The following is a 26,277-nucleotide window of genomic DNA, read 5'->3' as shown; positions in this document are numbered from 1 at the left end:
CAGTGGTCGTACCGGCGCGATACTGTCGGTTCATGGGGGACGCTGGTTCCGTCGCGCCGGTCCACTGGCAGCGCGTCCGGCAGATCGCCCGCCTCGCGGCGATCGGCACGGGCGCCACGGTGGCGGCCACCGCCGCCACCGGCGGGGTGCTGCTCGGCCAGGCCCGGCAGGCCCGGCGCACCATCCCGATGGCGCAGGCCCCGCCGCCGCGCTGCGACGGCGTGTACGGCGCGAAGCTGCCCGGCCCGCCGGTCACCATGGTCATCCTGGGCGACTCCTCGGCAGCCGGCTACGGCGTGCACAGGCGCCGGGAGACACCGGGCTCGCTGCTGGCCACCGGGCTGTCCCGCCGCCTGCACCGGCCGGTACGCCTGCACCGGTTCGCCGTGGTGGGCGCGCTCTCGTCCGGGCTGAAACCGCAGGTCGAGTCCGCCCTGGAGGTCGAGCCGGACGTGGCGGTGATCCTGGTGGGCGGCAACGACGTCACCAACCGCACGCCGCCGGGGCTGGCCGTGCGCTACCTGGTCGACGCGGTCCGCACGCTGCGGGCGGCCGACTGCGAGGTGGTCGTCGGCACCTGTCCCGACCTGGGCACCATCCGGCCGATCCAGCCGCCGCTGCGCTGGCTGGCCCGGCGCTGGAGCCGCCAGCTCGCGGCCGCGCAGACGGTGGGCGTGGTCGAGGCCGGCGGCCGGGCCGTCTCACTCGGCGACATGCTCGGGCCGCGGTTCGCCGCCGAGCCCGCCCGGATGTTCGCCTGGGACCGGTTCCACCCCTCCGCAGAGGGGTACGCGATAGCCGCGGCGGCGTTGCTGCCCACCGTGCTGTCCGCGCTGGGCGCGGTCCCGGAACGCAGGCCTGTCCTGCCCGGCGTGGAAGGCGTACGGTCGCTCCCGGAGGCGGCTCACGAGGCGGCCCGGCACGCCGGCACGGAGGTCAGCGGCGCCCAGCTCCGGGGCCGCGACCGCGGGCCCGGCGGACGCTGGGCGCAGCTTCGCCGACGGGCCTTCTTCGGCGTCGGCGCGCTGCCCCCGACCGGCAGCGCTGCCGACTCGGCCACCCTGGAGGAAACGGCATGAGCGAGCGAAGCGGAGTGCTGTCATGAGCGAGCGCAGCGAGCGAATCGGCCAGCTCAGCGCAAACGTGCCTCATGACGGCACGGAGCGAAGCGGAGTGCTGTCATGAGCGAGCGGAACGAGGTGGCCCGGTGGGGCCGGGCGGCGGCCCTGTCGCTGCTGGCCGGCACGGTGGGCGGCGCGGCGGTCCTCGCCGGGCAGGCCATCGCCGCCCGCAGCCGGGAGTACGCCCAGCCCGAGCTGGGTCTGGTGTTGCGCGCGACGGTCGGCCGGGCGGACGCGCCGCCGCTGCGCCTGGTGCTGCTCGGCGACTCGTCGGCGCTCGGTGTCGGCGTCGACCGCTTCGAGGAGACGATCGGCGGTCAGCTCGCGAACCTGCTCGCCGAGGGGCCGCACGGCCGCCGGGTGCATCTGTCCAGCGTCGGGGTCTCCGGCTCCCGCGCCACCGACCTGGCCACCCAGGTGGCCCGGGCGCTGCTCGGCGAGCGGCCCGACGTGGCGGTGGTGCTGATCGGGGCGAACGACGCGACGGCGCTGAGCCGCCCGGGTGACGCGGCCGCCTATCTCGGCTCGGCGGTGCGCCGGCTGCGGGAAGCGCACGTCGAGGTGGTGGTGGGCACCTGCCCCGACCTCGGCGCGGTACGCGCGGTCGCCGCCCCGCTGCGTCAGGTGCTCGGCTGGTCCGGCCGGCGGATGGCACGGGCCCAGACGGCGGCCGTGCTGGACGCCGGTGGCACGGTTGTCGACCTGGGCACCGAGACGGGCCCGGTGTTCCGCGCGGATGCCGGCACGCTCTGCCGCGACGGCTTCCACCCGTCCGCCGACGGCTACCGGGTCTGGGCGCACGCCCTGCTGCCGGCGGTCGAGGCGGCGGCGACTGTCGCGTTCCGGCACCACCGCCGACCGCCCACGGGGTGACATTTCCCGCCCACCGCACACCTTCCCGCGCATGTTACCGGCGCGTTAACGTTGGCTCATGCCGATTGAGTCGCCCCGCGACGCCGTCATCGTCGCCACCGCCCGGTCCCCCATCGGCCGCGCGTTCAAGGGTTCCCTCCGCGAGGTCCGCCCGGACGACCTCGCCGCCACCATCGTCCAGGCCGCCCTCGACAAGGTTCCGGCGCTCGATCCCACCACCATCGACGACCTCTACCTCGGGTGCGGCCTGCCCGGCGGCGAGCAGGGCTTCAACATGGCCCGGGTGGTCGCCACGCTGATGGGCCTGGACGGCCTGCCGGGCGCCACGCTGACCCGCTACTGCGCGTCCTCGCTCCAGACCACGCGGATGGCGATGCACGCGATCCGGGCCGGTGAGGGCGACGTGTTCATCTCCGCCGGTGTGGAGATGGTCTCCCGGTACGCCCGGGGCAACTCGGACACGCTGCCGCCGGAGGCGCAGGCGCTGGTCGGCGGCGGCTGGGAGAACCCCCGCTTCGCCGAGGCCCGGGAGCGTTCCGCGGCCCGCGCCCAGGGCGGCGCCGAGGTGTGGGCCGACCCGCGCGAGGCCGGGCAGCTCCCCGACATCTACCTCGCCATGGGCCAGACCGCGGAGAACCTGGCCCAGGTGTACGACGTGACCCGCGAGGACATGGACGCGTTCGGCGTCCGCAGCCAGAACCTCGCGGAGAAGGCGATCGCGGACGGCTTCTGGGCCCGCGAGATCACCCCGGTCACCACGCCGGACGGCACGGTGGTCAGCACCGACGACGGCCCGCGTGCCGGGGTGACCCTGGAGGCCGTGGCCGGTCTGAAGCCGGTGTTCCGCCCGGACGGCCGGATCACCGCCGGCAACTGCTGCCCGCTCAACGACGGCGCCGCCGCAGTAGTGATCATGAGCGCCGAGCGGGCGTCCGAGCTGGGTCTCACCCCGCTGGCCCGGATCGTCTCCACCGGCGTCAGCGCGCTCTCTCCCGAGATCATGGGCCTGGGCCCGGTCGAGGCGTCGAAGCAGGCGCTGAAGCGGGCCGGCATGACCATCGACGACGTCGACCTGGTCGAGATCAACGAGGCGTTCGCCGCGCAGGTGATCCCCTCGTACCGGCAGCTCGGCATCCCGGAGGAGAAGCTGAACGTCGCCGGTGGCGCGATCGCCGTCGGCCACCCGTTCGGCATGACCGGCGCCCGGATCACCGGCACGCTGCTCAACGCGCTGGAGTGGCACGACAAGACCATCGGCCTGGAGACCATGTGCGTCGGCGGCGGCCAGGGCATGGCGATGGTGCTGGAGCGGCTGAGCTGAGACCGGTTCGCCGGCGCGCGGGCCGGGTACGGGAGGCCGTATGGCGACCGTCGTGGAACGTGAGCGCAAGTACTCCGGCGACGAGGGTTTCCAGCTGCCCGACCTGACCGGGTGCGGTGGCGTCGTGACCATGTCCGACGCCACCGTCTCGGATCTGGACGCCGTCTACTGGGACACCGACGACCTGCTCCTGCTGCGCAGCGGGCACGCGCTGCGCCGGCGTACCGGGGGGCACGACGCGGGCTGGCATCTCAAGGTGGGCGCGGTCGGCGGCGCGCGGGTCGAGCACCAGTTCCCGGCCGGGGCGTCCAACGACGGCCCGCCGGCCGAGGTGGTCGCGCTGATCCGGGGCGCGTCGCGGGGCCGTACCGTCGCTGCGGCCGCCCGGGTGGTCAACCGCCGCCGGGAACGGCGGCTGCTGGACGCGGACGGCCGGGTGCTGGCCGAGGTGGCCGAGGACGACGTCCGGTCCGAGGATCTGGTGGACGGCGCCGCGCGGACCTGGCACGAGATCGAGATCGAGCTGGTCGACGGCGACGAGGCGCTGCTCGACGCGCTGGGCGAGCGGCTGCGCGCGGCAGGTGCCCGGGAGGTGGCGGTCAGCAAGTCGCACCGGGCCGTCGCGGGCCGGATCGAGCGCTTCGACGACCGCGAACCGGACGGCCCGGCGGGGCCGGTCCTCACGTACGCCAGGGCGCAGCGGGACGCGATCGTCGGCAACCACGCGGCCGCGTACCAGGGTGACGAGGGCGCGGTCCACGACATGCGCGTCGCGGCCCGCCGGTTGCGGGCGACGCTGCGTACCTTCCGGGGGTTGTGGGACCGCAGGGAGAGCGAGGCGGTCCGGGCCGAGCTGCGCTGGCTCGGCGGCGAGCTGGGCCGGGTCCGCGACACCCAGGTGATGGCGGCCCGGCTCACCGAGGCGGTGCACGAGCTGCCGGGCGAGCTGGTGCTCGGCCCGGTGGCCGCGCGGATCGGCGAGCGGTTCGCGGCCGACCTGGCCGGGACGACAGCGGCGCTGCGGTCCGCGTTGGACTCCGACCGCTATGCCGAGCTGCTGGCCCGCCTGGATCGGCTGGTCGACGGCGCACCTGCCGACGTGGGCCGGCGCTGGGTGGACCGGCGGATCCGCAAGGCGGTACGCCGTGCTGACGAACGGCTGGACCGGGCGCTCACGCTCGAAGGGACGGCCGGGGACGCGGCGCTGCACGAGGCGCGTAAGAAGCACAAGGCGGCCCGGTACGCGGTGGAGGTGCGGGAGCCGAGCGCCGGCAAACCGGCCGCCCGCCTGGTGAAGCGGTTCAAGGCGCTCCAGGATCTGCTCGGCGCCCACCAGGATTCGGTGGTGACCCGGGAGACGCTGCGGCGGCAGGCGCTCCAGGCGTACGCCGACGGCGAGAACACGTTCACCTACGGCCTGCTGCACGGGAGGCAGGCGGAGGCCGCCGGCCACGACCGTCCCGCCGTCCTGCGGGCACGCGACCGGGCCAGACGCCGCAAGGCACGCCGCTGGCTCAACCCCTGACCGCCCCCGCCACCCGGTCGATCATGAAGTTAGCGGGGATCCGCGTCCGTTTTGTCGCCGCCAACTTCATGATCAACGCGACGAAAGGGCAGGGGCGGGTCAGAGGGCGGCGCGGGTTCGGGTTATCGCCGCGGCGGCCTCGGCCAGGACGGGGGCGGGAGGATCGGCCAGCGTCAGGTCGGCGGTTACCACGCGGAGCTGGTCTGGGAGCGCCTGGTCGCTGGGGAGCCGGGGCACCTCGCGGCGCGGCTCGCCCGCCGCGTCGGCGGCCAGGTTGGCGATCTCCTGGACCAGCTTGTGCACCAGGTCGGCCCGGGACACGTTGCCACCCTCGGCCTTGGCCGACCAGCGCGGCTGCTGCCAGTGCCCCACCTGTCGGACCAGCAGGGTCACCGCCCGGTCCAGTTCCGCTGCGCTCATCGCCGCCGAGTCTACGGCGACGCCGGGCCGGAGCGTGCTCAGCGGCGTACGTAGCTGAGCAGGCGCAGGATCTGCCAGTACAGGAAGATCAACCCGACGAGCAGCCCGAACGCGCAGTACCAGGCGTAGCGACGGGGCAGCCGATTCGCGGCCGACCGCTCGACCAGGTCGAAGTCGAGGATGAAGCTGAGCGCCCCGGCGATGATCGCCACCACCGAGAACACGTACGGCAGCCAGCCCACCCGGTCGCTGAGGCTGTAGACGGCCACGCCCTGCCGCCCGGTGAACAGGTACGCGAACAGGTTGACCAGGCCGATCGCCACGATCCCGACGAGCGTGCCGATGACCAGGCGGGCCAGGCGCGGCGTGGCGCGTACCAGCCGGGCCCGGTAGAGCACTGCCATGCCGAGGAAGACGCCGAACGTGCCGACCACCGCCTGCGCCACGATGCCCGGGTAGACCAGTTCGAAGGCGCGGCTGGCCACCCCGAGCAGCAACCCCTGCAACACGGCGTACCCGACGATGACCGGCGGACTGGTGATCTGCTTCAGCGAGATGACGAGCACCAGGGCGAGGCTGGCCAGCGCGCTTCCGGCCAGCGCGGCGGAGATCCACGCGGCCTGCGGCACCAGCACCCAGGACAGCGCCGCCGTGACGCCGGTGACCAGCAGCAGGCCCACGGTGCGGCTCACCACGTCGGCCACTGTCATCGCGTCGGCGGTTCCGACCCCGAGCACCTGCCGTTCGGCGCGGCCGACGTCGTCCAGCCGGTCCAGCACCGGATTGGCACTGCGCACCGTGACCACCTCCCGCCCACGTACCCGAGTCCCACTCTGCCCCGGGCGGCCCGGAAGAGGCGGGAAAACGGCGACGCCCGCCGCCGCGGATGCGGCAGGCGGGCGTCGGCGGAAAGCGAGACGTCAGTCGTCGCCCTGGAAGTAGCTGAGCAGCCGCAGGATCTCGATGTAGAGCCAGACCAGGCCGACGACGATGCCGAAGGCGGCCGTCCACGAGTAGCGCTGCGGGAGTCCCATCCGGACCCCCTCCTCGATGTCGGCGAAGTTGAGCACGAAGCTCAGCGACGCCACCACGATGCAGACCAGGCTGAAGCCGATGGCCAACTTGCTGCCATCCCGCAAGCCGGTGTTCACGCCGGCCAGGGACAACACGAAGTTGATCAGCATGACCGCGAAGAGGCCTGCCATGATCGAGACCAGGATGCGGGCGAACTTCGGGGTGGCCCGGATGATCCGCGCCTTGTAGATCATCGCCATGAGGAAGAAGACGCCGAAGGTCGCCACCACGGCTTGGAGCACGATCCCGTCGTACCGCGCCTCGAACGCCTTGCTGACCATGCCGACGAAGACGCCCTCGATGATCGAGTACGCCACCACGAGCGCCGGGTTGGCCATCCGGGAGAACGAGATGATCAGACCCAGCACCAGGCCGACCACCGCGGCGCCGATCCACGCCACGCCGACGAGCGAGTCCGGCACGAGCACCCAGGCCGCAGCGGCCGAGGCGCCGAGGATGGCGAGCATGAGGACCGTCTTGACGACCACGTCGTCGAGCGTCATCGGGGTCACGGTGGGCGGTGCCACCGGCTGGCCGTAGCCGCCCGGGTAGGGCTGGGCGTAGGGCTGCTGCGGGTACTGCTGCTGGGGGTATCCGGGCTGACCGTAAGGCCCGGGCTGGGCGTACCCGGCCGCCCGCTCACGCTCTGCCGCCTGGCCGAGCCGGGCGAGCACCGGGTTCGAGGTCTTCACTTCTCAGGCCTCCCTCAGGGGGTCGATCGCACGTAGACGTGCTACTCCAGGGTAGACGTGGCCGCAATCGCGCGTGCGACGGCTAGCTGTGGGAAACCTGAGAGTTCGTGTGCCCGGGGCGGGGGTCGAACCCGCACGCCTTGCGGCAGCCGCTTTTAAGGCGGCCGTGTCTGCCGTTCCACCACCCGGGCGGGTGACACCGGCGCGCCGACACGCGCGGTGCAGATCTCACCGTAGCGGCTCGGCCGCGACCCGGCGTACCCCGACGGCTGCGGCCGTTATGGTCGAGGCCGTGACCAGCGCCGCCCGCACGGCCTCCGGGCCCGACCAGGTCCGGGCGGCCCGCCCGGCGACGGTCACGCGGCGGATGACGGCCGCCGTCCGGCGGCGCCGCGCCGACCTGCTCGTGGGGCTGGCGTTCGCCGCGTTCGCCGCCTGGCTCACCCACGGACTCTGGCCGGCGCCGGGCACGCGGGTACTCGCGCTCAACCCGGCCGACCAGACGCTGTACGAGTGGTTCCTGGCGCTCGACGCGCGTGCCCTGCGCGGCGAGCTGAGCCTGGTCAGCGACCGCCTGAACGCGCCGGACGGGGTCAACCTGATGGCGAACACCTCGGTCGTCGCGCTCGGCGTGCTGCTCGCCCCGGTCACGCTGGCGTTCGGCGCGCCGGTCACGTTCGCGCTGCTGGTCGCGCTCAACCTGGCCGGTACCGCGCTGGCCTGGTACCTGCTGTTCACCCGCGTCCTACGGGCCCGCCCGCTCGCGGCCGGGCTGGGCGCGTCACTGTGCGGCTTCGGGCCGGGCATGGTCTCGCAGAGCAACGGCCACCTGCACATGACCGCGCAGTGGCTGGTCCCGGCGCTGGTCTGGCTGGTGGTCCGGCTGCTGCGCGCCGCCGACCCGGCCGGGCGCCCGGGCGGCCCGGACCGCCGCCGGATGGTCTCGTCGGCGGCCGGGCTCGCCGCTGTCGTCACCGTGCAGGTGTTCGTCGGCGAGGAGGTGCTCTTCCTCACCGCGCTCACGCTGGCGGTGATGACGCTCGCGTACGGGCTGGCCGACCGGGAACTGCTGCGCCGGGCCGGTCCCGGCTTCGCCCGCGGGCTGCTGGGCGCGGCCGGGCTGGCGCTGCTCGTGCTGGCGTACCCGCTCTGGGTGCAGTTCGCCGGTCCGCAGGGCGTCGCCGACGGGATGTTCCCGCCCGCCTACTTCTCCGCCGACCTGGCCGGCTGGACCCGCCTCTCCGCGCTGACCGTGTTCGGCAGCCCGGAGGCGGTCCGCTTGACCACCGGTCCGGCCGAGTTCACCACGTTCCTCGGCTGGCCGCTGCTGCTGGTCGCGGTCGGCTGCGCGGCCTGGCTGGGCCGGCGGCCGCTGGTGGTGGCGCTGGTGGCAGGCGCGCTGGTGACGGCCGCGCTCGCGCTCGGCCCCGAGGTCGTGGTCGGCGGCGAACGGACCGGGCTTCCCGGCCCGTACCGGCTGCTGGCCGGGCTGCCGGTGGTGGACGGCGCGCTGCCGATGCGCTTCGCGCTGGCAGTGCTGCCGCTGGTCGGTACCGTGCTCACGCTCGCCGTGCACCGGGCGCTCGGCGAGTCCGGCCGGGCCCGCCGGGGTGTCCCGATCGCGGTCGGCGCGGCGGTGCTCAGCGTCCTGCCGACGCCGCTGCCCACGATGGACCGGCCGCCGCTGCCCGAGTTCGTCACCGGCGGCCACTGGCGGCAGTGCGTACGCCCCGGTGGGGTGCTGGTGCCGGTGCCCACCGCCACTCCGCAGACCCCCTGGCCGATGCGCTGGGCCACCGCCACCGGCGTCGGCTTCGCCATGCCGGAGGGCTTCTTCATCGGCCCGTACGGGCGGGGCGGCTCGGCCACCATGGGCACCTGGCAACGTCCCACCTCGGCCCTGCTCGCCGACGTGGCCCGCCGGGGCGTGGCGCCGGCGGTCGGTGACCGGCAGCGCCGCCAGGCCGCCCGGGACGTCGAGTTCTGGCGCGCGTCCTGCGTCGCGGTGACCGACGACGCGCCGCACGCGGACATGCTGCGCCGCACCCTGGAGCAGTTGTTCGGGCGGCCGGGTACGCGGCTCGCCGACGCCTGGACCTGGCGCTTCTGATCCCGGACACGGCGAAGGCCCCTCCCGCGTACGGGAAGGGCCTTTCGTCCGGCAGGCGTCAGACGCGCGCGGCGACCGGCGGGGCGGACGCCTCGGCGAACTCCTCACGCGGGTCGTGCAGCTGACCCAGCGCCACCACCTCACGCTTGAGGAAGAACGCCAGCGTCCAGTCGACCACCACGCGCACCTTGCGGTTGAACGAGGGGATCCGCGACATGTGGTACGTCCGGTGCATGAACCAGGCCGGCCAGCCGGTCATCTTGATGCCGTAGACCTGCGCCACACCCTTGTGCAGGCCGAGGCTGGCCACGCTGCCGGCGTGCTTGTGCTTGTAGTCGACCGGCTCGCGCCCGCGGATCACGTTGGCGATGTTGTCGGCCATCCGCGCCGCCTGCCGCACCGCGTGCTGGGCGCTCGGCGAGCAGAAGTTGCCCGGCTCCTTGGTCAGGTCCGGCACGGCGGCGCAGTCGCCGGCGCTCCACGCGACCTCGACCACCCGGTCGCCGTCCACGATCTGCAGCGTGGGCCGGCAGGTGACCCGGCGGCGCTCGTCGCGCGGGAAGTCCGTGGCGTCGAGCATCGGCGACGGCTTCACACCGGCGGTCCAGACGATGGTGTCGGACGGGAAGCTGTCGCCGTCGGAGAGCTTCACCACACCGTCGACGCAGGACTCCAGCCGGGTGTCCAGGCGGATGTCCATGTCCCGTTTCATCAGCTGCTGCACCGTGTAGGCGCCCATGTCCCGGTCGACCTCGGGCAGCACCCGCTGGGTCGCCTCGACCAGCACCCAGCGCATCTCCTCCGGCTTCAGCTCCGGGTAGTAGCGCAGCGCGTCGCGGGCCATGTCCTCCATCTCGGCGAGCGCCTCGATGCCGGCGTAGCCGCCACCGACGAAGGTGAACGTCAGCGCGCGGCTGCGTACCGCCGGGTCGGTGGTGGAAGCCGCCACGTCGAGCCGGTCCAGCACGTGGTTGCGCAGGTAGATGGCCTCACCGATGGTCTTGAACCCGATGCCGTGCTCGTGCAGGCCGGGAATCGGCAGGGTGCGGGAGACCGAGCCGGGCGCGACCACCACGTGGTCGTACTGGATCTCCCGGGCCGGGCCGCTGATCGGCTGCACCACTGCGGTCATGCGGTCGTGGTCGATCCGGGTGACGGTGCCCGCCACCACGGTGCACTTGCGCAACTCCCGCCGCAGCGGCACGACGGCGTGCCGCGGGGAGATGTTGCCCGCCGATGCCTCCGGGAGGAACGGCTGGTACGTCATGTGCGGCTGCGGGTCGACGACGATGACCTCGGCCTCACGCCTGCTCAGCTTCTTGGACAGGCGCAGAGCGGCGTACAGGCCCACGTGACCGGCACCCACGACAAGGATCCGCTTCGGGTTCACGTCATCTATCTTTCCCCGGGGGCCCCCGGTAATCCCGCGCGAGACCCCCTTCTGTGACGGAGCACAACCCATGTGACCTGCGCAACGTCATCGGAACGCTGCGTCACTTGCGGCGCAGCAACCAGCCCAGCAGCGCGCTCAGCCCCACCGCCACCAGCAGCCCCACCACCGTCGCCGCCTGCGAGCCGTCCGTCCCGCCGACGCCACCCAGCCACGCCAGCACCACGCCGAGCACAGCGCTGGCAAGCACCACCCCGCCCGCCCGGCTCAACCACCGGAACACCACGTCCGGGTCGATCAGTCCGTCGTAGGGCAGCAACGCGGCGAGCGCGCAGAGCGAGTGCGCCAGATAGAGCAGCGTCGCCACGGCGAGCAGCCGCCACAGCGCCGGCGGCCGGTCGAAGCCGAGCGTGGCCAGCAGCCAACCGCCGACCGTCACCAGCGCGGTGAACGTCGGCCAGATCCGGCGCGGACCGAACGCCGGCAGCACCGCGGCCACCGCCAGGGCCAGCAGCGAGCGCGCGGTGAGGGCCTGCACCGGGTACGCGAGCAGGAAACCGGCCAGCACGGTGAGGAAGATGCCGCCGCGTACCAGCAGCGGCAGCGGGCTGACCCGGGCGGCCGCGTACCGCAGTGCCCGTACCCGCTCGACCAGGGCATCCGTCATCTGAGTCCTGCCTTCGGGGCGGTTGCCAGCCGGGCCACGTCGCGGAGCACCTCGTCCAGGCTGCCCGCGCCGGCCCAGCGCACCACCGGCACGCCGTGCTCGCGGAGCTGGCCGATCATCGTGTCCCGGTCCAGCCGCCACAGCCGGTACGCCACCTCGGCCCAGCCCCGCTCCTTCGGCACCGGCAGTTCGGCCGGCAGCGTGTCCACCGCCACCACGAACCGGCCGCCGCGGGCCAGCCGGGCCAGCATCTGCGCGGACCGCTCGTCGAGCAGCGGGGTGAGCACCACCACGAGCGCGTCCGAGGAGAGCAGTTGCGGGCCGAAGACCTGGTCGTACGGCTCGTGCGGGGACGACTCGGCGTGCACGTCGAGCAGCCACTCCAGCACGGTCAGGTACTGCCGCCGCCCGGTGGCCGGACGCAGCCGGCGCGCGGCCGGGCCGTACTCCAGCATCGACACCCGGTCACCGCGGTGCAGGTAGTGCTCGGCGATCGCGGCGGCGGCCCGCACCGTGGTGTCCAGCACCGACGCCGGGCCGTTCACGCCACCGGAGCGGCCCGCCTCGGCGAGCACGTCCAGCAGCACCACCACCTCGGCGTCCCGGTCCGAGAGCGTCGCCGCCACGTGCAGTTGGCGGGCCCGCAGCGACACCCGCCAGTCGATGCGGCGCAGCCGGTCGCCGGGCGCGAACACGCGTACCCCGGCCAGCTCGCCGCCCTCCCCCGGCCGCCGCGACCGGTGCGCGCCGACCAGCCCGGCGGCCCGGGGCATCGCCTCGACCGCGTCGAACGGCTCGGTACGCGGGTAGACCCGGGCCCGGATCGGGTCGGTGATCACCGCGCGGGAGACCAGCAGCCCGTCGGCGACGGCGACCCGCACCCCGGCCGGTCCGATCGGGTGCCGCCCCCACCGCAGCGCCGTGCCGGTCAGCTCCAGGTCGACGGCGCTGCCCCGGGGTACGGAGGTGACGAACGGGCGGTCCGCCCCGCCGGAGCGGCTCACGTCCAGCCCGGTGCCGCCGAAGCCGACCTGCTCCACGCGCAGCCAGCGCGACATCCGCGTCCGCACCACCGCGAGGTCGTACCCGACCAGGTCCGGGTTGGCCACCGCGACGGTCGCGGCCAGCGGGGAGCCCTCGACCAGGTGGGTGTCCCCGACGCCCAGCTCCAGTTCCGGCAGGCCCGCGGGGCGGCGGCGCAGCGCGTACGCGGTGCCCAGCGCGAACGGCGTGGCGAGCACCACCAGGTCGATGCGGCCGAGCAGGACCGCCGCGACGAGCAGCACGCCGGTGAGCAGCACGGCCCGGCCGAGCGCCCAGGTGGGCGCCCAGCCGCTCGCCGCCTCGGCCCGATCCATCAGCGCCCGGCGGCGTAGCTGGGCAGCGCGCCGCTGGCCGGGGCGGGCGTGGACTCCAGCACCTCGCCGACCACGAACGCCGGGTCCACCCGGCGCAGCCACATCTCCGGCCGCAGCGTGATCCGGTGCGCCAGCGCGGGCGCCGCCACCGCCTTGACGTCCTCCGGCACCACGTAGTCCCGGTTGGCGAGCACCGCCCGGACCCGGGACAGCAGCAGCAGCGCCAGCGAGCCGCGCGGGGACGCGCCGACGAGCACCGACGGGTGCTCCCGGGTGGCGGCGGTGAGCGCCACGATGTACCGGCCGACCGAGTCCTCGACCACCACGTCCTCCAGCGCCGCCTGCATGGCGCGCAGCGTCGTGGCGTCCACCACCGGCTTGATCTCCGCCTCCTCGCGGCGGCGGGCGATCCGGCGGCGCAGCACGTCCCACTCCTCGTCGTGGCTGGGGTAGCCGAACGACACCCGCAGCAGGAACCGGTCGAGCTGCGCCTCCGGCAGCGGGTACGTGCCCTCGTACTCGATGGGGTTGGCGGTGGCCAGCACGTGGAACGGCTCGTCCAGGCGGTAGGTCACGCCCTCCACCGACACCTGCTTCTCCTGCATCGCCTCCAGCAGCGCCGACTGCGTCTTTGGCGGCGTCCGGTTGATCTCGTCGGCGAGCAGCAGGTTGGTGAACACCGGCCCGGCCCGGAACGCGAAGTCGCCGCTGCTCTGGTCGTAGAGGAACGAGCCGGTCACGTCGGCGGGCAGCAGGTCCGGCGTGAACTGGAGCCGCCGGAAGTCCAGCCCGAGCGCCTGCGCGAAACAGCGCGCGGTGAGCGTCTTGCCCAGGCCGGGCAGGTCCTCCAGCAGCACGTGACCACCGGCGAGGATGCCGGCCAGTACCAGCTCCAGCGCGTCCCGCTTGCCGACCACGACGGTGCCGACCGCCTCCAGGACGGCCCGGGCGAGCCGGCCCACCTCGGCGGGGGCCATGCTCCGGTCCACGTCGTTCATCAGATCTTCTCCAGTTCGGCGACGATCGCCGCGAGGTCGCGCGGCGACGGAGGGCGGCGGGCGGGGGTGGTGAGGAACGTCCACAGTGGCTCGCCGAGCAGGGCGCGGGCGCGGGCCGGATCGGACTCGCGGGTGACGCCGTGGCGCTGGCGCAGCCGCTCGTCGGCCAGCTCGCCGAGGCGCGGCAGGATGCGTTCGGTGAACCGCTCCCGGTTGTCGGCGGACCAGTCCAGCGGGCGCTCCCAGCCGTTGATCGCGGTGCGCAGCGCGTCCCGGGCGGACCAGTTCCAGGTGCCGGGCTCCTCACCGGCGGGCGCCCGGGCGCCGGCGCGGGGCGGCGGCGGGGGCGACAGCGCGGCGGTGACCCGGCGTACGGCGAGCACGGCGAGCACCCCGGCCACGATGATCCAGATCGGCACCTTCAGGCCGACCGCGCGCAGCCCGACCACTACCACCACCACGACGGCGGCGGTGACCGCGGCGGTCCGCAGCAGCAGGCGTGCCCGGCCACCGCCCGAGGGGCGTACGTCCTCCCCGGCGGGCTCCTCGCCGAACGACAGCAGGTCGTCGATGCTGGTGCTCACGACGCCTCCCCCGCCAGGCTGGTCAGCTCGCCGCGCAGCCGGCGTAGCGCGGCGCGGGCCTGGTCCCGCGTGTGCTCGTCGACCGGGTGCGTGGCGTACCGGGCCTCCCGGTAGACGTGCGCGAACCCGTCGAGCACGTCGGCGCTGGCGATCGCCGGGATGCCGGCCTCCGGGTCGCCTCGCAGCAACCGGGCCACCAGGTCGGTCGGGGTGTCGCCGGTGTGCCGGGACACGCCCGCGTCCTCGGCGGCCTCCTCCAGGCGCACCCAGCAGGCGATCACAGCGGTACGCGGGTCGGTGGAGCGGTCGTCCAGTTCGACGAGCCCGGCGTCGAGCGCGGCCACCACCTCACGCGCGGTCCCCTCGGCGGTACGCCGGGAGCGCCGCACCGGCACCGCCCGGGTCGTCCGCCGCAGCGCGCCCCGGAGCACGTTCCACAGGACGTACCCGATGGCGCCCAGCACCACCGCGAACAGCAACGCCACGGCGGCGGTGGCCAGCCAGTCGGGCACACCGCCCGACGTGGACTCACCCACGTCGCGGGGTTCCACCGGGTACGACGGCACCGCCTCGGGCGACGGGTACTCCGGCACGTACGGGATGGTGTCGGCGGCCGGCGGGATCCGGCTGGCCCCGATGGCGGAGTGACCGGCGGCGAACGCGGCGAGCGCGAGCAGCACCGTCACCGCGGCGACCGGCCACCACCTGCGCAGTACGCCGAAATCCATCCCACCGCCTCAGGTGTTCCTCAGTCCACCCCGGCCAGGTCCTTCGCCCGGGTGAACACGTCGTCCAGCATCGCCGGTGTGAGCCGGCCGGTGAACGTGTTCTGCTGGCTGACGTGGTAGCAGCCCAGCAGGTCCGGCACGGACTCGCCGGACCAGTGTGCCCCATGGCCGAACGCCGGTCGCGGCGTGGGCGGTCGCTGCCCGTACACCTGGCGTAGCACCGGCCACCACGCGGCCCACGCGAACGCGCCCAGCGCGACCACGACGCGCAGCGTGGGCCGGATCAACTCGACCTCGCGGTGCAGCCACGGCGCGCAGGTGTCCCGCTCGGCCGGGGTGGGTTTGTTGTCCGGCGGCGCGCACCGCACGGCCGCGAAGATGCGGGTCTCGCGCAGCGTCAGGCCGTCGTCGGCGGAGACGCTCGTCGGCTGGTTGGCCAGCCCGGCCCGGTGCAACGCGGCGAACAGCACGTCACCGGACCGGTCCCCGGTGAAGATCCGGCCGGTGCGGTTGCCGCCGTGCGCGGCCGGCGCCAGACCGAGAATGGCGATGCGCGCGTCCGGCGGGCCGAGGCCGGGCACCGGCCGTCCCCAGTAGTCCTGGTCGCGGAACGCGGCGCGCTTGACCCGCGCCACCTCCTCCCGCCACGCCACCAGGCGCGGGCAGGCGAAGCAGTCGCTGACCGCGCCGCCGAGGTCGGCCAGGTCGGCCGCCCGCGCGGCGCGGGCGACCACGTCCTGCGGGGTACGCGACTCAGCCAAGCTTCGCCCGGAACAGTTCCAGCGTGCGGGCCCAGGCGGTGGCGGCGGCCCGCTGGTCGAAGTGCTCCGGCCGGTCCTCGTTGAAGAACGCGTGCGCGGTGCCCGGGTAGTCGAACGTCTGGCAGGTGCCACCGGCCGACTCGATGGACCGGCGGACGCTCTGCACCCCGTCGGCGGCGGACAGGCCGTCCGCCTCGGAGCAGTGGATGAGCGCGGCCTTCCCGGCGTAGCCGGCCCAGCCGCCTTCGTCCGCCGCTCCCACGGCCATGCCCTCCCAGGGCAGGCGCGGGTAGAACCCGGCGGTGGCCACGATGCGCTCGGAGAACGTGCCGGACCACAGGGCCAGGCTGGCGCCCGCGCAGAACCCGGCGCAGCCCACCTTGCCGGCGACCTCGGGCCGGCTCGCCAGGTATTCGGCGGCAGCGGCGATGTCGCTCGCCGCCTCGTCCATCTGGGAGCTGTTGAGCATCAGCCGCGGCTCGGTCGGCTTCACGGCCGGTCCGCCGTGCCGGAAGTCGGGCGCGAGCGCGACGAAGCCGGCTTCCGCGAAGCGGTCGACCACGGCCCGTACGTGGGGTACGAGACCCCACCAGTCCTGGATGACGATGACCGCCGGGCTGGCCACACCGCCGGAGGGTATCGCGAGATACCCCTCGCTCGTCCCCCCGTTGCCGGTGAAGCTCACCATCTCGCCCATGGGCCCGTCCTCCTTGCGGTCAGTCAACGTTGGCTGGTCGCACAGTTGGCTGTTACGTGCCGGTAGCGTGCCACGCGGTCAGCGGCCCGGGGAAGACAGAACAACAGTGGCATTCACCTCCTGTTGAACCACCCCACAGGTATAGCGATCGCTAAACCGGTCGCATGGTGCCGGACGCGAGAGGAGGGGAAGGCATGAGCGACTACCCCCGATGGCAGGACATCCGCGCCGACCACGTCGCCCGGGCCGGAGGCGAAGAGGCGGTCGAGGCGGGCAAGCAGCAACTCCTCGCCGAGGTCATTGGTCACCGGCTCGCGGAAGTACGCCGAGCGCGAGGGCTGACCCAACAGCAGGTGGCTGACCGGATGGGCGTCACCAAGGGACGGATCTCCCAGATCGAACAGGGAAAGATCTCCGGTCAGGACGTGGTGGCCCGGTTCGCCGCTGCCCTGGGTGGCCGACTCCATCAGGCGATCTACTTCGACGACGGCGACATCGCCGCCATCGCCTGACAGCGCTCCGCGCGAGATCTTGGAAGATTAGGGCCCTCATGGGGGCCGTTTCCTTCCAAGATCTCGCGGTATCGAGCGCGCTCAGGGAGTTGACGTGGGTTCCGGGGAAGCGCTGGTGGTGGGCGTGGCATTGCCGGTGGGGGTGGCACTGCCGGTGGGCGCGAGTGCGGGCGGAGCGATCGACGGCGAGGCCGGCGGACCGAACGGGGCCAGCTCCGGGCAGTACGGGTAGGTGTTACGCATCTCCGGCACCGCGCCGGCGTCAGCCATGCAGCTCGGCCAGCCGAGCCGGATCGGCACGCCGTTCTGGTCGAAGAGCCGCGCGTCGCGGATCAGCCGCCCCTGCTGGTCGTAGACGAAGACGTCCTCGATCCGGTCGTACCTGTGGTCCACCGACGTCTGCTCGTAACTGCCGTAGCTGTCGGTGTCGGCGCGCTCGTCCACCTGGGCCAGCACGGCGAAGGAGAACAGCAGCAGCGCGGCGGTGGCGATCTGGTGCAGTTGGCGCCGCCACCCGGTGATCCCGGCGGATCGGCGACCCCACCACATGGACGCGACGATCGCGCCGATGAGCAGCAACAGCCCCGTCGAGCTGTTGCCGTCCAGCCGGGGCACCAGGCCGGACCGGCCGTCCACCATCCACGCCACGATCAGCGCGGCCAGCCATCCGCGCACCAGCCACCAGGCCGGGCGCAGCGGGCGCAGGAAGTCGCTCACCGTCTCGTGCCCGAGCACCGGGCCGAGCTGGCGGTCGAGCAGACGCAGCTGGGTAGCCGCCTCCCGCCGGGCCTCGGCGAGGCGGTGGAAACGCGCCGGCCGCCGGCTCGGCTGGGCACCGGCGACGGCGCGCAGCTCGGCGGCGTACGCCTCGGGGGCGCCCAGGCGGTCGACCAGCGTGCCCTCGCCCTCGGCGGCGACCTCGGCGAGGTGTTCCGGCAGTTCCTCGGTCAACTCGTCGCGGACCTCCGGTGGCAGGTCGGCGAGCGCGGCCCGCACCCGGTCGACGTAGTCCGTGATCTCCTGCCCCGTGACGGTCATGCCGCCATCCCCCGATCGTCGAGCAGCGCGTCCATGGTGGTGGCGAACGAGCGCCAGGTCTTGCCGGAGCGGGTGAGCTGGTCACGCCCGGCGGCGTTGAGCGAGTAGTACTTGCGGTGCGGCCCGGACTCGCTCGGCACCACGTACGTGGTGAGCAGACCGGCCGCGAACAGCCGGCGCAGCGTGCCGTAGACCGAGGCGTCGCCGACCTCGGCGAGACCGGCCTCGCGTAGCCGCCGCAGGATGTCGTAGCCGTACCCGTCCTCGTCCTTGAGCACGGCGAGCACCGCGAGGTCGAGCACGCCCTTGAGGAGCTGCGTGGTATCCACGCTCCGCACACTAGTGCGCAATACGCACTACCGTCAACGACACAGCACCTACAGGCGGGCGGTCCATCCGATGAAACGGTCGAACAGGTCGCCCCTTCTTGTTGACCAAGGAGTTGGCGGCCCCGGAGGCGTCCGGATCGGACACAAACTCCTTGATCACCGCCGGAAGGGGCCAGAGGGCTAGGCGAGGCTCCAGGCGATGCCGTCGAGGATGTCGTGCTCGGAGGCGACCACCGACGGCATCCCGGCCCGCTCCATGATCACTCGCAGCACCAGCGCGCCCGCGCCGATCACGTCGGCCCGCCCCGGGTGCATCACCGGGTACGCCAGCCGCTGCTCACTGCTCTTGCCCAGCAGGTCGGCGGTCACCTCGGCCACCTGCTCGTACGAGACGCGGGCGTGGTGGATGCGGCTCGGGTCGTACTCCTGGAGCCCTTGCGCCAGCGCGACCACGGTGGTGACCGAACCGGCCAGCCCGACCAGCGTGGCGGCCTCGCGACCGGGCACGGCGGCGAGCGCGCGGTCGACGGCGGCGGCGATGTCGGCCTCGGCGGCGGCGATCTGCGCCGCGGTCGGCGGGTCGCCGTGCAGGTGGCGCTCGGTCATCCGGACGCAGCCGATGTCCACCGAGATCGCGCCCCGGACGCCGTCGGCGCGGGTGCCGACGACGAACTCGGTCGAGCCGCCGCCGATGTCGACCACCAGGTACGGCGGTTCGGCGTCGGCGGGCAGGCCGCGCACCGCGCCGGTGAACGACAGGCGTGCCTCCTCGTCGCCGGTCACGACCTCGGGCGGTACGCCGAGCGTGCGCTCGACCATCGTCCGGAAGTCGGCGGCGTTGGAGGCGTCCCGGGAGGCCGAGGTGGCGCACATGCGGACCCGGTCGGCGCCGGACTTCTCGATCTCGGCCGCGTAGTCGGCGAGCGCCACCCGGGTCCGCTCGATGGCCTCCGGGGCGAGCATGCCGGTCTGGTCGACGCCCTGCCCCAGCCGCACGATCTCCATCCGCCGGCTGACGTCCACGAGCGGCGCCGTTTCCCCGGCCGAGGGGTCGGGCAGGTCGGCGATCAGCAGTCGGATCGAGTTGGTCCCGCAGTCGATGGCGGCCACACGCGCACTCACGGCGCCCACCCTACGGCAGCCCGCCCGGGGCAGCTCAGAGGCGCAACAGCATGCGGGAGTTGCCCAGGGTGTTGGGCTTGACCCGTTCCAGGTCCAGGAACTCCGCGACACCCTCGTCGTACGAGCGCAGGAGCTGCTCGTAGACCGGCTGCGGCACGGGCGCGCCGTCGATCTCGCGGAAGCCGAACGAGCCGAAGAAGCCGGTCTCGAACGTGAGCACGAAGATCCGGGCGATGCCCAGGTCGCGCGCCGAGTCGATCAGCTCACCGACGATCCGGTGCCCGATCTTGTGGCCCCGGCAGGACGGGTCGACCGCCACCGTCCGGATCTCGGCCAGGTCCTCCCACATCACGTGCAGCGCGCCGCACCCGACGACCGTGCCGTCCGGCGTCACCGCGACCCGGAACTCCTGCACGTCCTCGTACAGCGTCACAGTCGCCTTGCTGAGCAGCCGCCGGTCGTCGGTGTAGGTGTCCACCAGCCGCCGGATGCCGCGCACGTCGGCGGTGCGGGCCCGGCGCACAGTGATCTGGTCGGCGCTCATCTCACTCCGCCGGCACGTCCACGCAGGGGCCGGCGGCCCACCACTTCTCCACCAGCGCCAGCGTCTCGTCGCCGAACGGGTTGACCCCCGGCCCGGCCGCGAGCGCGTGCCCCAGGTGCACGTGCAGGCACTTCACCCGCCCCGGCATGCCACCGGCCGAGATGCCGGCGATCTCCGGCACCTCGCCGATCGCCTCCCGGCGGGTCAGGTAGTCCTCGTGCGCCGCCCGGTACCGCGCGGCCAGCTCCGGGTCCTCGGCGAGCCGCTCGGCCATCTCCTTCATCAGCCCGGCCGACTCCAGCCGGCTGCACGCCGCCGTGGCACGCGGGCAGGTCAGGTAGAACAGCGTCGGGAACGGCGTGCCGTCGGCCAGCCGGGGCGTCGTCTCCACCACGTCGGGCAGGCCGCACGGGCACCTGTGGGCCACCGCACGGGTGCCGCGCGGCGGGCGTCCGAGCTGCGCGGCCACCGCGGCCAGGTCGGCCTCGGTGGCCGGCTGGCGTTCCGGCGGGGGTACGGAGTCCGCCGCCGGCTCCTGCGGTGGTACGACGCTCAAGGTTGTGCCTCTCGAATCAAAGCTCACTTGTCCTGGCGCTCGGCGTTCGCCGCCCGCACGCTCGACCACAGGGTGTCGTACCAGGGCTCCGGCGCGGTCGGCGCCCCCGGCTTCGCGTCCTTGCCGGCGTCCTTGGCCGCGCCCTCCGGGTCGGAGAGCACCACCAGCAGCGTCTCGCCCGGCTTGCCCATGAAGAACCGCTCCCGGGCCTGCGTCTTGACGTACTCCGGGTCTTTCCACTTGGCCGCCTCGGCGGTGAGCCGCTCGATCTCGGCCCGCTGGGCGGCCTGCGCGGCCTCCATCCGCTCGATGTCCGCCTGCTGGTCCAGGTAGACCCGGACCGGATAGGTGTACGCCAGCGCGAGCGCGATCAGCACCGCGAACAGCACTGTGGCGCGCCCGGTGAAGCGCCGGGGTTGGGGTGCGGTGAGCCGCTTGACCGGACCACCGGCAGCGGTACGCCGGGCCGGAGCGGGGCGGCTCGCGGAGCGTACGCCGTCGCTGGCCCGGGACGCGCCGGGTGACCGGCCGGCGGCGCGCGTCTCCGCGCGGACGCCGTTGTCGCGGGCCGTGGACCGGACCCGGGCGCCGCCCGTCCGGCCGGGCTGACCCGGCCGACGGGCGGGCCGCTGGCCACCCGGTGTGCGGCGCTGCTGCATCGTCACACCCCTCCCCCGGAGCGCTCGCTCAGGCCGAACGGTAACGCGGGAACGCGCCGGCGCCGGCGTACCGCGCCGCGTCGGCCAGCTCCTCCTCGATCCGCAGGAGCTGGTTGTACTTGGCCACCCGGTCGGAGCGGGCCGGAGCGCCGGTCTTGATCTGCCCGCAGCCGGTGGCGACGGCCAGGTCCGCGATGGTGGTGTCCTCGGTCTCGCCGGAACGGTGGCTCATCATGCACTTGAAGCCGGCCCGGTGAGCCAGGTCGACGGCGTCCAGCGTCTCGGTGAGCGAGCCGATCTGGTTGACCTTCACCAGCACCGCGTTGGCGGCCCGCTCGGCGATGCCCCGGGCGATGCGCTGCGGGTTCGTCACGAACAGGTCGTCGCCGACGATCTGGATGCGGTCGCCGAGCGCGGCGGTCAGGGTGGCCCAGCCGCTCCAGTCGTCCTCGGCCAGCGGGTCCTCGATCGACACGATCGGGTAGTCGCCGGCGAGCTTGGTGTAGTAGTTGCTCATTTCCTCGGCGCTCTTCGCGGTGCCCTCGAACGTGTACGTGCCGTTGTCGAAGAACTCGGTGGCGGCCACGTCGAGCGCGAAGACGATGTCGGTGCCGAGCCGGTAGCCGGCCTTCTCCACCGCCTCGGCGATGAGGTCCAGCGCGGCGGCGTTGGTGGGCAGGTTCGGGGCGAAGCCGCCCTCGTCACCCAGGCCGGTGGACAGGTCCTTCTTCTTCAGCACCGACTTCAGCGCGTGGTAGACCTCGGCGCCCGAGCGCAGCGCGTCCCGGAACGTCGGCGCGCCGATCGGCGCGATCATGAACTCCTGGATGTCGACGTTCGAGTCGGCGTGCGCGCCACCGTTGAGGATGTTCATCATCGGCACCGGGAGCAGGTGCGCGTTCGGGCCGCCCAGGTAGCGGAACAGGCTCAGCTCGGCGCTGCCCGCGGCGGCCTTGGCCACGGCCAGGGAGACGCCGAGGATGGCGTTCGCGCCCAGCTCGCCCTTGTTGTCCGAGCCGTCGATGTCGATCATCTTCTGGTCGATCAGCCGCTGCTCGCTGGCCTCGTAGCCGATGAGCTGGTCGACGATCCGGTCCTCGATGTTGGCGACGGCCTTCTCGACACCCTTGCCCAGGTAGCGGTCCTTGTCACCGTCGCGCAGCTCGACCGCCTCGAAGGCGCCGGTGGAGGCGCCGGACGGCACCGCGGCGCGGGCGATCGTGCCGTCGTCGAGCCCGACCTCGACCTCGACCGTCGGGTTGCCCCGCGAGTCCAGGATCTCCCGGGCGACGATTCCCTCGATGGTTGCCACTGAGTCGCTCCTCGTTTGTGTGGTTCCGGTCCGATATGGGCCGCGACGGTGCGGCTGAGGCAGGTGTTGAACGCAGCGTATCGGTCCCCGCCCCGCCGTACGCCGCTCGGGGCGGCCCCCGAGGCGCTTGCTGAGACGGACATTCCCGGATTACCGGTCGTCAACCGGCAACCGGTTTGCGAGAGGTTGCGTCGATCGACAAGGCTGGGCATCATGCCTGCCGCCTCGACGACTCTCCGCGTGCTCGCCGCCTCGGTCATCGCGTCGCTCTCGGTCACCGGCTGCCAGGCCCTGGACGACGCGGGCGTCGCGCTCGGTCGGGCCGACCTGGTCAACGACCTCGCCGCGCGGATGGACCGGGCGCTGGAGCAGACCTGGGCCGCCGACTACCAGCTCGACGGCGGTCGCACCGCCTCGATCGCACAGACCAGGAAGCCGCTGCGCTCCACGTACACCTGGCCCGGCGGCAAGATCACGGTGACCCAGGAGTCGGTGACCCGGTGCGCGAGCACCGCCGCCCGCACCTCCTGCACCGTGTCTCCGCCCGTGCTCACCGCCGGAAAGCCCTCGGTGATCGTCTACGACGAGGCACGCAAGCAGGGCCTGGTCACGCCCCCGGCGGTGATCCGGCTGCTCACCGAGGCCGCGCTCGCGCCGGACGCGGTCATCGAGCAGAGCGACACCACGCTGGCCGGGCACCACGCCACCTGCGTGAACGTCACCCACGACGGTGAGCGCTTCAGCACCTGCGTGACGAACGAAGGCGTGCTGGGCAGCTTCTCCGGCACGATCGACGGCAAGCCGGCCGAGGTGACGCTGAGCCGCTACACCGAGAGCGTCGAGGCCGCCGCGTTCGCCGTGCCGGCCGGCGCGGGCGTGGTGGACCGCCGACCCGCCACGTCGTGACCCCGCCCGACGGCGCCGGGTTCCGGCCCGCCGCCGATCACGGGCGGCCGCCGCAGCCGGGCGACCTGGCGCTGCCGGTCGCCGGCCGGAAACTGCTGACCGGCCCGGACGCCGCGCAGCCGCTGCGCATCGGCGCGCTGCCCGGCGACCTCGCCTGGACACCCGTCGGCACGCTCGACGGCACCCCGGCATGGGCGGCCGAGGTCACCGACCCCGAGTCGCTGCCCGGCCGGTGGCGCGGCTGGCGCGGCCTCGCCGCCGAACTGCCCGCACCCCACGCCGACCTGGCCGGACGGGCGCTCGCCGTGGTCACCTGGCGGCGTACGCACAGGTGGTGCGGGGCGTGCCGGGCCGAACTGGCCGACGTGCCGGGCGAGACCGCGCGGCGCTGCCCGGACTGCGGGCTGACCGTGTTCGTGCCGCTGTCCGTAGCGGTGCTGACCGCGATCACCCGCCCGGGCCCGGCCGGCGCAGCGGGCGAACTCCTGCTGGTCCGGCACGCGCAAGGGCCGACGCAACTGTGGGCGCTCGTCGCCGGGTTCGTCGAGGCCGGCGAGTCGCTGGAGGCGGCGGTGCACCGCGAGGTCGCCGAGGAGGTCGGCCTGACCCTGCGCCGCCCCACGTACGTGGACAGCCAGCCGTGGGCGCTGACCGGACCGGGCACACTGCTCGCCGGGTTCACCGCCGAGGTGACCGACCCGGCCGCAGAACCGGTGGCCGACGGCACGGAGCTGACCGAGGCGCGCTGGTTCCCGGTCGACGCGCTGCCCGCCGAGCTGCCGCCCGCGTACTCCCTGTCGCGCTGGCTGATCGACGCGGTCGCCGCCCGCCGGTGAGCCCTCACACCCCCATCAGGGTGCGCAGGTGGCGCGGCGGCGGGCAGTCGTACGCCAGCATGGCGTCGTGCCAGTCGCGCACCGGCACGCCGTCCGGCCGGGCGGCGGCGATGTCGGCCATCTCGCTGTAGCCGACGAAGTACGTCGACAGCTGCGTGGAGGTGAGCAGCGCCCGCCGCCACTTGCCGGCCGCCTCCCCCTCCTCCTGAAAGCCGCGCCCGGTCATCAGCGCCATCGCCTCGGACTCGGGCAGGTCGTCGCAGTGCACGAGCTGGTCCAGCAGCGCGTTGATGGTCATCCGCAACTGCATCTTGAGCTGCTGCAACCGCACCGGCAGCCCGCCGAAGCCGAGCCCGGCCATCAGCTCCTCGGTGTAGACCGCCCAGCCCTCGATGAACACGCCCGACTCGGTGAGCGCGCGTACCCGCGTCGGCCCGTCGTAGCGACGGGCGTGGGCGAGTTGGAGGAAGTGGCCGGGCATCGCCTCGTGCACGGTCAGGTTGCGGATCATGTGGTCGTTGTATTCCCGGTAGAACGACTCGACCCGCTGCGCCGGCCAGTCCGCCGGGGTGGGCGCGATGCAGTAGAACGTCGGCACGTCGGCCGTCTCCAGCGGCCCCGGCGAATCGCAGTAGGCGACCGCCACACCCCGCGCGAACTCCGGCATCTCCTGGATGACACACGGGTCACCGACCATGCTGACCAGGTCGTGGTGGCGCACGAAGTCACTCGCCTCGTCCAGCGTCACCGAGGCGAGGTCGACGATGGTGGCGTCGTCCGGGTGCTCGGCGGCCAGCAGGTCCAGCGCCCGGCGTACCGTCTCGTCGTCGGCCGGGCCACCGACCAGCTCGACGGCCGCCGCGCGGATCTCCTCGGTGACCCGGTCGAGGTTCGCCCACGCGCGGCGCTGCACCTCGGCGGCGCTCAGCTCGGTGTCGAGCGTGTGCCACAGCCGCGCCTCCCAGCGCCGCCGGCCCAGCCGCGGGTCACGCCCCGGGCCCGCGTCGGCCCCCAGACCCTGCCGCAGCCACGCCACGAACTCTTCCAGCGCGGCGATCGCCTCCGTGGCCGCCGGGCCGACCCGGTCACGCAGCGCCGGCGCCTGGGCGAGCAACGCCGGCACCTCGTCGCGGATCAGCGCCGACGTGCCGGTGAACTGCCCGACCGCCGTCTCCGCGTGGATGCGCGGCATGTCCCGCAGCGTCGCGCGCGCCGTCGCAAGCGCATCGGGTACGGCCGACAGGCGCCCGGCGAGGCTGGTCAGGCGCTCCTCGGCCGGGGCGAAGGGACGGGCCAGCAGGGCGTGCAGCAGCGGCCCCGGATTGTGGCGCAGCGGATCCCACTCGTGGGCGCGAATCTCGGTGGCCTCGAACAGCCCTCTGTCGATCATGCTGGTGAGCAGCGCGTGGTCGACGCTCTCCGCCACGTCGAGCGCGTCCGGGTCGATCTCGGCGAGCGCGTCCGCCGCGTCCTTCAGCATCGCCTGATCGGCGGCGAGCGCGTCCGCGGACAGATCGGGCAGCCGGTCGTCGTAGCGGTGGTCCCCGGCGGAGGTGGCCAGCCCGGGCCGGCTCTCCAGCAACGCCTCCACGATCCGCTCCGCCAGCGGTACGAACGACTCCATACCCGGCACCCTACCGATCACCCCCGACCCAGCTCCCGCCCAGCGGGCCACCCTCCGCGCCGCCCTCCGCGCTGCTCTCCGCGTTGATCAAGGAGTTTGTGTCCCCATCAGCGCCCGCCCTCGACACAAACTCCTTGATCACCCGAGTGGGCGGCTGGGCGGCTGGGCGGATCTTGGTACGAAACGGCCCCTATGGGGGCCCTTTCGTACCAAGGTCTACTGCCGATCCCGAGATTCGGTCTGCGCATCTCAGAGGCCGAGAGAGTTCGACTCCACTGAGGGCGAGCCGGCGAGGTGTGGCGGCGGCAGCGCGGGGTGAGCGAGGGGCAGCCGGAGCGACGCGCGAAACCCGACCGGGCCGACGTGAGCGGCCGAGCGCGACCCCGATCGACCTGTCCCGCTACCCCGACCCCGGGCGCGGGCGCGGGCAGCCTCGGCGATCTTGCACTTCCTGCCCGGACGGAAGGGATATTTGCGACATCCAGGGGGCCGTAAGTGCATGATCGACGGGGAGGGCGGG

General features: G+C 73.6%; 27 protein-coding genes and 1 tRNA gene. 8 read left to right on the top strand and 20 right to left on the bottom strand.

Annotated elements, in window-relative coordinates; all coding sequences use genetic code 11:
• Positions 1-32 precede the first annotated feature (32 nt).
• From BAW75_RS17590 to BAW75_RS17575, 4 genes are all read left to right on the top strand, one after another.
• Positions 33-1,079 (top strand): SGNH/GDSL hydrolase family protein, encoded by a 1,047-nt coding sequence (locus BAW75_RS17590; protein WP_104114271.1) that lies wholly within the window; start codon positions 33-35, stop codon positions 1,077-1,079.
• 102 nt (positions 1,080-1,181) lie between these two features.
• Positions 1,182-1,994, top strand: a complete 813-nt coding sequence (locus BAW75_RS17585; protein WP_043326542.1) for an SGNH/GDSL hydrolase family protein — start codon at positions 1,182-1,184, stop codon at positions 1,992-1,994.
• Positions 1,995-2,052: 58 nt separating this feature from the next.
• Entirely contained in the window at positions 2,053-3,315 is a 1,263-nt protein-coding gene (locus BAW75_RS17580) for an acetyl-CoA C-acetyltransferase (RefSeq protein ID WP_043326544.1), read from the top strand.
• Positions 3,316-3,355: 40 nt separating this feature from the next.
• Entirely contained in the window at positions 3,356-4,840 is a 1,485-nt protein-coding gene (locus BAW75_RS17575) for a CYTH and CHAD domain-containing protein (RefSeq protein ID WP_104114270.1), read from the top strand.
• Positions 4,841-4,939: 99 nt separating this feature from the next.
• On the opposite strand, the gene BAW75_RS17570 is transcribed toward BAW75_RS17575, so the two are convergent.
• The 4 genes from BAW75_RS17570 to BAW75_RS17555 form a co-directional block, all read right to left on the bottom strand.
• The gene (locus BAW75_RS17570) at positions 4,940-5,260 is read right to left on the bottom strand and encodes a hypothetical protein (protein ID WP_104114269.1); all 321 of its coding nucleotides are present in this window, start codon (positions 5,258-5,260) and stop codon (positions 4,940-4,942) included.
• A 38-nt stretch (positions 5,261-5,298) separates the two neighbouring features.
• Complete coding sequence (locus BAW75_RS17565) at positions 5,299-6,057, bottom strand: Bax inhibitor-1/YccA family protein (RefSeq protein WP_030501314.1); 759 nt, start codon at positions 6,055-6,057, stop codon at positions 5,299-5,301.
• A 123-nt stretch (positions 6,058-6,180) separates the two neighbouring features.
• The gene (locus tag BAW75_RS17560; RefSeq protein WP_043326550.1) at positions 6,181-7,026 is read right to left on the bottom strand and encodes a Bax inhibitor-1/YccA family protein; all 846 of its coding nucleotides are present in this window, start codon (positions 7,024-7,026) and stop codon (positions 6,181-6,183) included.
• A gap of 110 nt (positions 7,027-7,136) precedes the next feature.
• A tRNA-Leu gene (locus tag BAW75_RS17555) sits at positions 7,137-7,217 on the bottom strand.
• Between the two features lie 89 nt (positions 7,218-7,306).
• Between BAW75_RS17555 and BAW75_RS17550 the strand changes: the two genes are divergently transcribed.
• The gene (locus BAW75_RS17550; protein ID WP_104114268.1) at positions 7,307-9,136 is read left to right on the top strand and encodes a hypothetical protein; all 1,830 of its coding nucleotides are present in this window, start codon (positions 7,307-7,309) and stop codon (positions 9,134-9,136) included.
• A 58-nt stretch (positions 9,137-9,194) separates the two neighbouring features.
• On the opposite strand, the gene BAW75_RS17545 is transcribed toward BAW75_RS17550, so the two are convergent.
• The 8 genes from BAW75_RS17545 to BAW75_RS17510 all read right to left on the bottom strand — a co-directional run bounded on the left by BAW75_RS17545 (position 9,195) and on the right by BAW75_RS17510 (position 16,319).
• The gene (locus BAW75_RS17545) at positions 9,195-10,526 is read right to left on the bottom strand and encodes an NAD(P)/FAD-dependent oxidoreductase (protein ID WP_104114267.1); all 1,332 of its coding nucleotides are present in this window, start codon (positions 10,524-10,526) and stop codon (positions 9,195-9,197) included.
• Between the two features lie 103 nt (positions 10,527-10,629).
• Positions 10,630-11,193 (bottom strand): hypothetical protein, encoded by a 564-nt coding sequence (locus BAW75_RS17540; protein ID WP_104114266.1) that lies wholly within the window; start codon positions 11,191-11,193, stop codon positions 10,630-10,632.
• On the bottom strand, positions 11,190-12,551 hold the full coding sequence (locus BAW75_RS17535) for a DUF58 domain-containing protein (RefSeq protein WP_104114265.1): 1,362 nt from the start codon (positions 12,549-12,551) through the stop codon (positions 11,190-11,192). Before BAW75_RS17535 ends, BAW75_RS17540 begins: the two co-directional genes overlap by 4 nt.
• A complete protein-coding gene (locus BAW75_RS17530) occupies positions 12,551-13,549 on the bottom strand; it encodes an AAA family ATPase (RefSeq protein ID WP_104114264.1) in 999 nt (332 codons plus the stop codon). The genes BAW75_RS17535 and BAW75_RS17530 overlap by 1 nt, the downstream gene beginning before the upstream one ends.
• Complete coding sequence (locus tag BAW75_RS17525; protein ID WP_104114263.1) at positions 13,549-14,133, bottom strand: hypothetical protein; 585 nt, start codon at positions 14,131-14,133, stop codon at positions 13,549-13,551. The genes BAW75_RS17530 and BAW75_RS17525 overlap by 1 nt, the downstream gene beginning before the upstream one ends.
• The gene (locus BAW75_RS17520) at positions 14,130-14,861 is read right to left on the bottom strand and encodes a DUF4129 domain-containing protein (protein ID WP_104114262.1); all 732 of its coding nucleotides are present in this window, start codon (positions 14,859-14,861) and stop codon (positions 14,130-14,132) included. Before BAW75_RS17520 ends, BAW75_RS17525 begins: the two co-directional genes overlap by 4 nt.
• A 20-nt stretch (positions 14,862-14,881) precedes the next feature.
• Positions 14,882-15,595: a uracil-DNA glycosylase gene (locus BAW75_RS17515; RefSeq protein WP_104114261.1), complete on the bottom strand. Its 714-nt coding sequence runs from the start codon at positions 15,593-15,595 to the stop codon at positions 14,882-14,884.
• Between the two features lie 19 nt (positions 15,596-15,614).
• Positions 15,615-16,319: a dienelactone hydrolase family protein gene (locus BAW75_RS17510; protein WP_043326560.1), complete on the bottom strand. Its 705-nt coding sequence runs from the start codon at positions 16,317-16,319 to the stop codon at positions 15,615-15,617.
• A 194-nt stretch (positions 16,320-16,513) separates the two neighbouring features.
• Between BAW75_RS17510 and BAW75_RS17505 the strand changes: the two genes are divergently transcribed.
• The gene (locus tag BAW75_RS17505; RefSeq protein ID WP_104114260.1) at positions 16,514-16,831 is read left to right on the top strand and encodes a helix-turn-helix domain-containing protein; all 318 of its coding nucleotides are present in this window, start codon (positions 16,514-16,516) and stop codon (positions 16,829-16,831) included.
• Positions 16,832-16,912: 81 nt separating this feature from the next.
• Here BAW75_RS17505 and BAW75_RS17500 read toward each other — a convergent pair whose 3' ends face one another.
• The 7 genes from BAW75_RS17500 to eno form a co-directional block, all read right to left on the bottom strand.
• Entirely contained in the window at positions 16,913-17,869 is a 957-nt protein-coding gene (locus BAW75_RS17500) for an HAAS signaling domain-containing protein (protein ID WP_104114259.1), read from the bottom strand.
• Entirely contained in the window at positions 17,866-18,198 is a 333-nt protein-coding gene (locus BAW75_RS17495) for a PadR family transcriptional regulator (RefSeq protein ID WP_026268078.1), read from the bottom strand. The genes BAW75_RS17500 and BAW75_RS17495 overlap by 4 nt, the downstream gene beginning before the upstream one ends.
• Before the next feature lie 180 nt (positions 18,199-18,378).
• Complete coding sequence (locus BAW75_RS17490; RefSeq protein ID WP_064447682.1) at positions 18,379-19,308, bottom strand: Ppx/GppA phosphatase family protein; 930 nt, start codon at positions 19,306-19,308, stop codon at positions 18,379-18,381.
• A gap of 46 nt (positions 19,309-19,354) precedes the next feature.
• Positions 19,355-19,864 (bottom strand): amino-acid N-acetyltransferase, encoded by a 510-nt coding sequence (locus BAW75_RS17485; RefSeq protein WP_043326570.1) that lies wholly within the window; start codon positions 19,862-19,864, stop codon positions 19,355-19,357.
• A gap of 1 nt (position 19,865) precedes the next feature.
• Positions 19,866-20,420, bottom strand: coding sequence for a DUF501 domain-containing protein (locus tag BAW75_RS17480; RefSeq protein ID WP_064447681.1), 555 nt, complete (start codon positions 20,418-20,420; stop codon positions 19,866-19,868).
• 23 nt (positions 20,421-20,443) lie between these two features.
• Complete coding sequence (locus BAW75_RS17475; protein ID WP_104114284.1) at positions 20,444-21,079, bottom strand: FtsB family cell division protein; 636 nt, start codon at positions 21,077-21,079, stop codon at positions 20,444-20,446.
• Positions 21,080-21,107: 28 nt separating this feature from the next.
• Positions 21,108-22,391, bottom strand: coding sequence for a phosphopyruvate hydratase (gene eno, locus BAW75_RS17470; protein ID WP_064447680.1), 1,284 nt, complete (start codon positions 22,389-22,391; stop codon positions 21,108-21,110).
• Positions 22,392-22,604: 213 nt separating this feature from the next.
• Between eno and BAW75_RS17465 the strand changes: the two genes are divergently transcribed.
• Positions 22,605-23,297 carry a hypothetical protein gene (locus tag BAW75_RS17465; RefSeq protein WP_064447679.1) on the top strand — a complete coding sequence of 231 codons (693 nt, stop codon included), beginning with the start codon at positions 22,605-22,607 and terminating at the stop codon, positions 23,295-23,297.
• On the top strand, positions 23,294-24,133 hold the full coding sequence (locus BAW75_RS17460) for an NAD(+) diphosphatase (protein ID WP_104114258.1): 840 nt from the start codon (positions 23,294-23,296) through the stop codon (positions 24,131-24,133). Before BAW75_RS17465 ends, BAW75_RS17460 begins: the two co-directional genes overlap by 4 nt.
• Positions 24,134-24,137: 4 nt before the next feature.
• Here BAW75_RS17460 and BAW75_RS17455 read toward each other — a convergent pair whose 3' ends face one another.
• Entirely contained in the window at positions 24,138-25,757 is a 1,620-nt protein-coding gene (locus BAW75_RS17455; RefSeq protein ID WP_104114257.1) for a DUF885 domain-containing protein, read from the bottom strand.
• Positions 25,758-26,277: the final 520 nt, after the last annotated feature.

This window comes from Micromonospora chalcea (genome assembly GCF_002926165.1).
Lineage (GTDB): Bacteria > Actinomycetota > Actinomycetes > Mycobacteriales > Micromonosporaceae > Micromonospora > Micromonospora chalcea.
This window is presented reverse-complemented; position numbering and strand designations above follow the sequence as displayed.

What these genes read in the sequence shown, in the direction of transcription:
- BAW75_RS17590 (WP_104114271.1), top strand. Translation starts at nt 33, where the DNA reads ATGGGGGACGCTGGTTCCGTCGCGCCGGTCCACTGGCAGCGCGTCCGG.
- BAW75_RS17585 (WP_043326542.1), top strand. Translation starts at nt 1,182, where the DNA reads ATGAGCGAGCGGAACGAGGTGGCCCGGTGGGGCCGGGCGGCGGCCCTG.
- BAW75_RS17580 (WP_043326544.1), top strand. Translation starts at nt 2,053, where the DNA reads ATGCCGATTGAGTCGCCCCGCGACGCCGTCATCGTCGCCACCGCCCGG.
- BAW75_RS17575 (WP_104114270.1), top strand. Translation starts at nt 3,356, where the DNA reads ATGGCGACCGTCGTGGAACGTGAGCGCAAGTACTCCGGCGACGAGGGT.
- BAW75_RS17570 (WP_104114269.1), bottom strand. Translation starts at nt 5,260, where the DNA reads ATGAGCGCAGCGGAACTGGACCGGGCGGTGACCCTGCTGGTCCGACAG.
- BAW75_RS17550 (WP_104114268.1), top strand. Translation starts at nt 7,307, where the DNA reads ATGGTCGAGGCCGTGACCAGCGCCGCCCGCACGGCCTCCGGGCCCGAC.
- BAW75_RS17540 (WP_104114266.1), bottom strand. Translation starts at nt 11,193, where the DNA reads ATGACGGATGCCCTGGTCGAGCGGGTACGGGCACTGCGGTACGCGGCC.
- BAW75_RS17535 (WP_104114265.1), bottom strand. Translation starts at nt 12,551, where the DNA reads ATGGATCGGGCCGAGGCGGCGAGCGGCTGGGCGCCCACCTGGGCGCTC.
- BAW75_RS17530 (WP_104114264.1), bottom strand. Translation starts at nt 13,549, where the DNA reads ATGAACGACGTGGACCGGAGCATGGCCCCCGCCGAGGTGGGCCGGCTC.
- BAW75_RS17520 (WP_104114262.1), bottom strand. Translation starts at nt 14,861, where the DNA reads ATGGATTTCGGCGTACTGCGCAGGTGGTGGCCGGTCGCCGCGGTGACG.
- BAW75_RS17510 (WP_043326560.1), bottom strand. Translation starts at nt 16,319, where the DNA reads ATGGGCGAGATGGTGAGCTTCACCGGCAACGGGGGGACGAGCGAGGGG.
- BAW75_RS17505 (WP_104114260.1), top strand. Translation starts at nt 16,514, where the DNA reads ATGAGCGACTACCCCCGATGGCAGGACATCCGCGCCGACCACGTCGCC.
- BAW75_RS17500 (WP_104114259.1), bottom strand. Translation starts at nt 17,869, where the DNA reads ATGACCGTCACGGGGCAGGAGATCACGGACTACGTCGACCGGGTGCGG.
- BAW75_RS17485 (WP_043326570.1), bottom strand. Translation starts at nt 19,864, where the DNA reads ATGAGCGCCGACCAGATCACTGTGCGCCGGGCCCGCACCGCCGACGTG.
- BAW75_RS17475 (WP_104114284.1), bottom strand. Translation starts at nt 21,079, where the DNA reads ATGCAGCAGCGCCGCACACCGGGTGGCCAGCGGCCCGCCCGTCGGCCG.
- BAW75_RS17465 (WP_064447679.1), top strand. Translation starts at nt 22,605, where the DNA reads ATGCCTGCCGCCTCGACGACTCTCCGCGTGCTCGCCGCCTCGGTCATC.
- BAW75_RS17455 (WP_104114257.1), bottom strand. Translation starts at nt 25,757, where the DNA reads ATGGAGTCGTTCGTACCGCTGGCGGAGCGGATCGTGGAGGCGTTGCTG.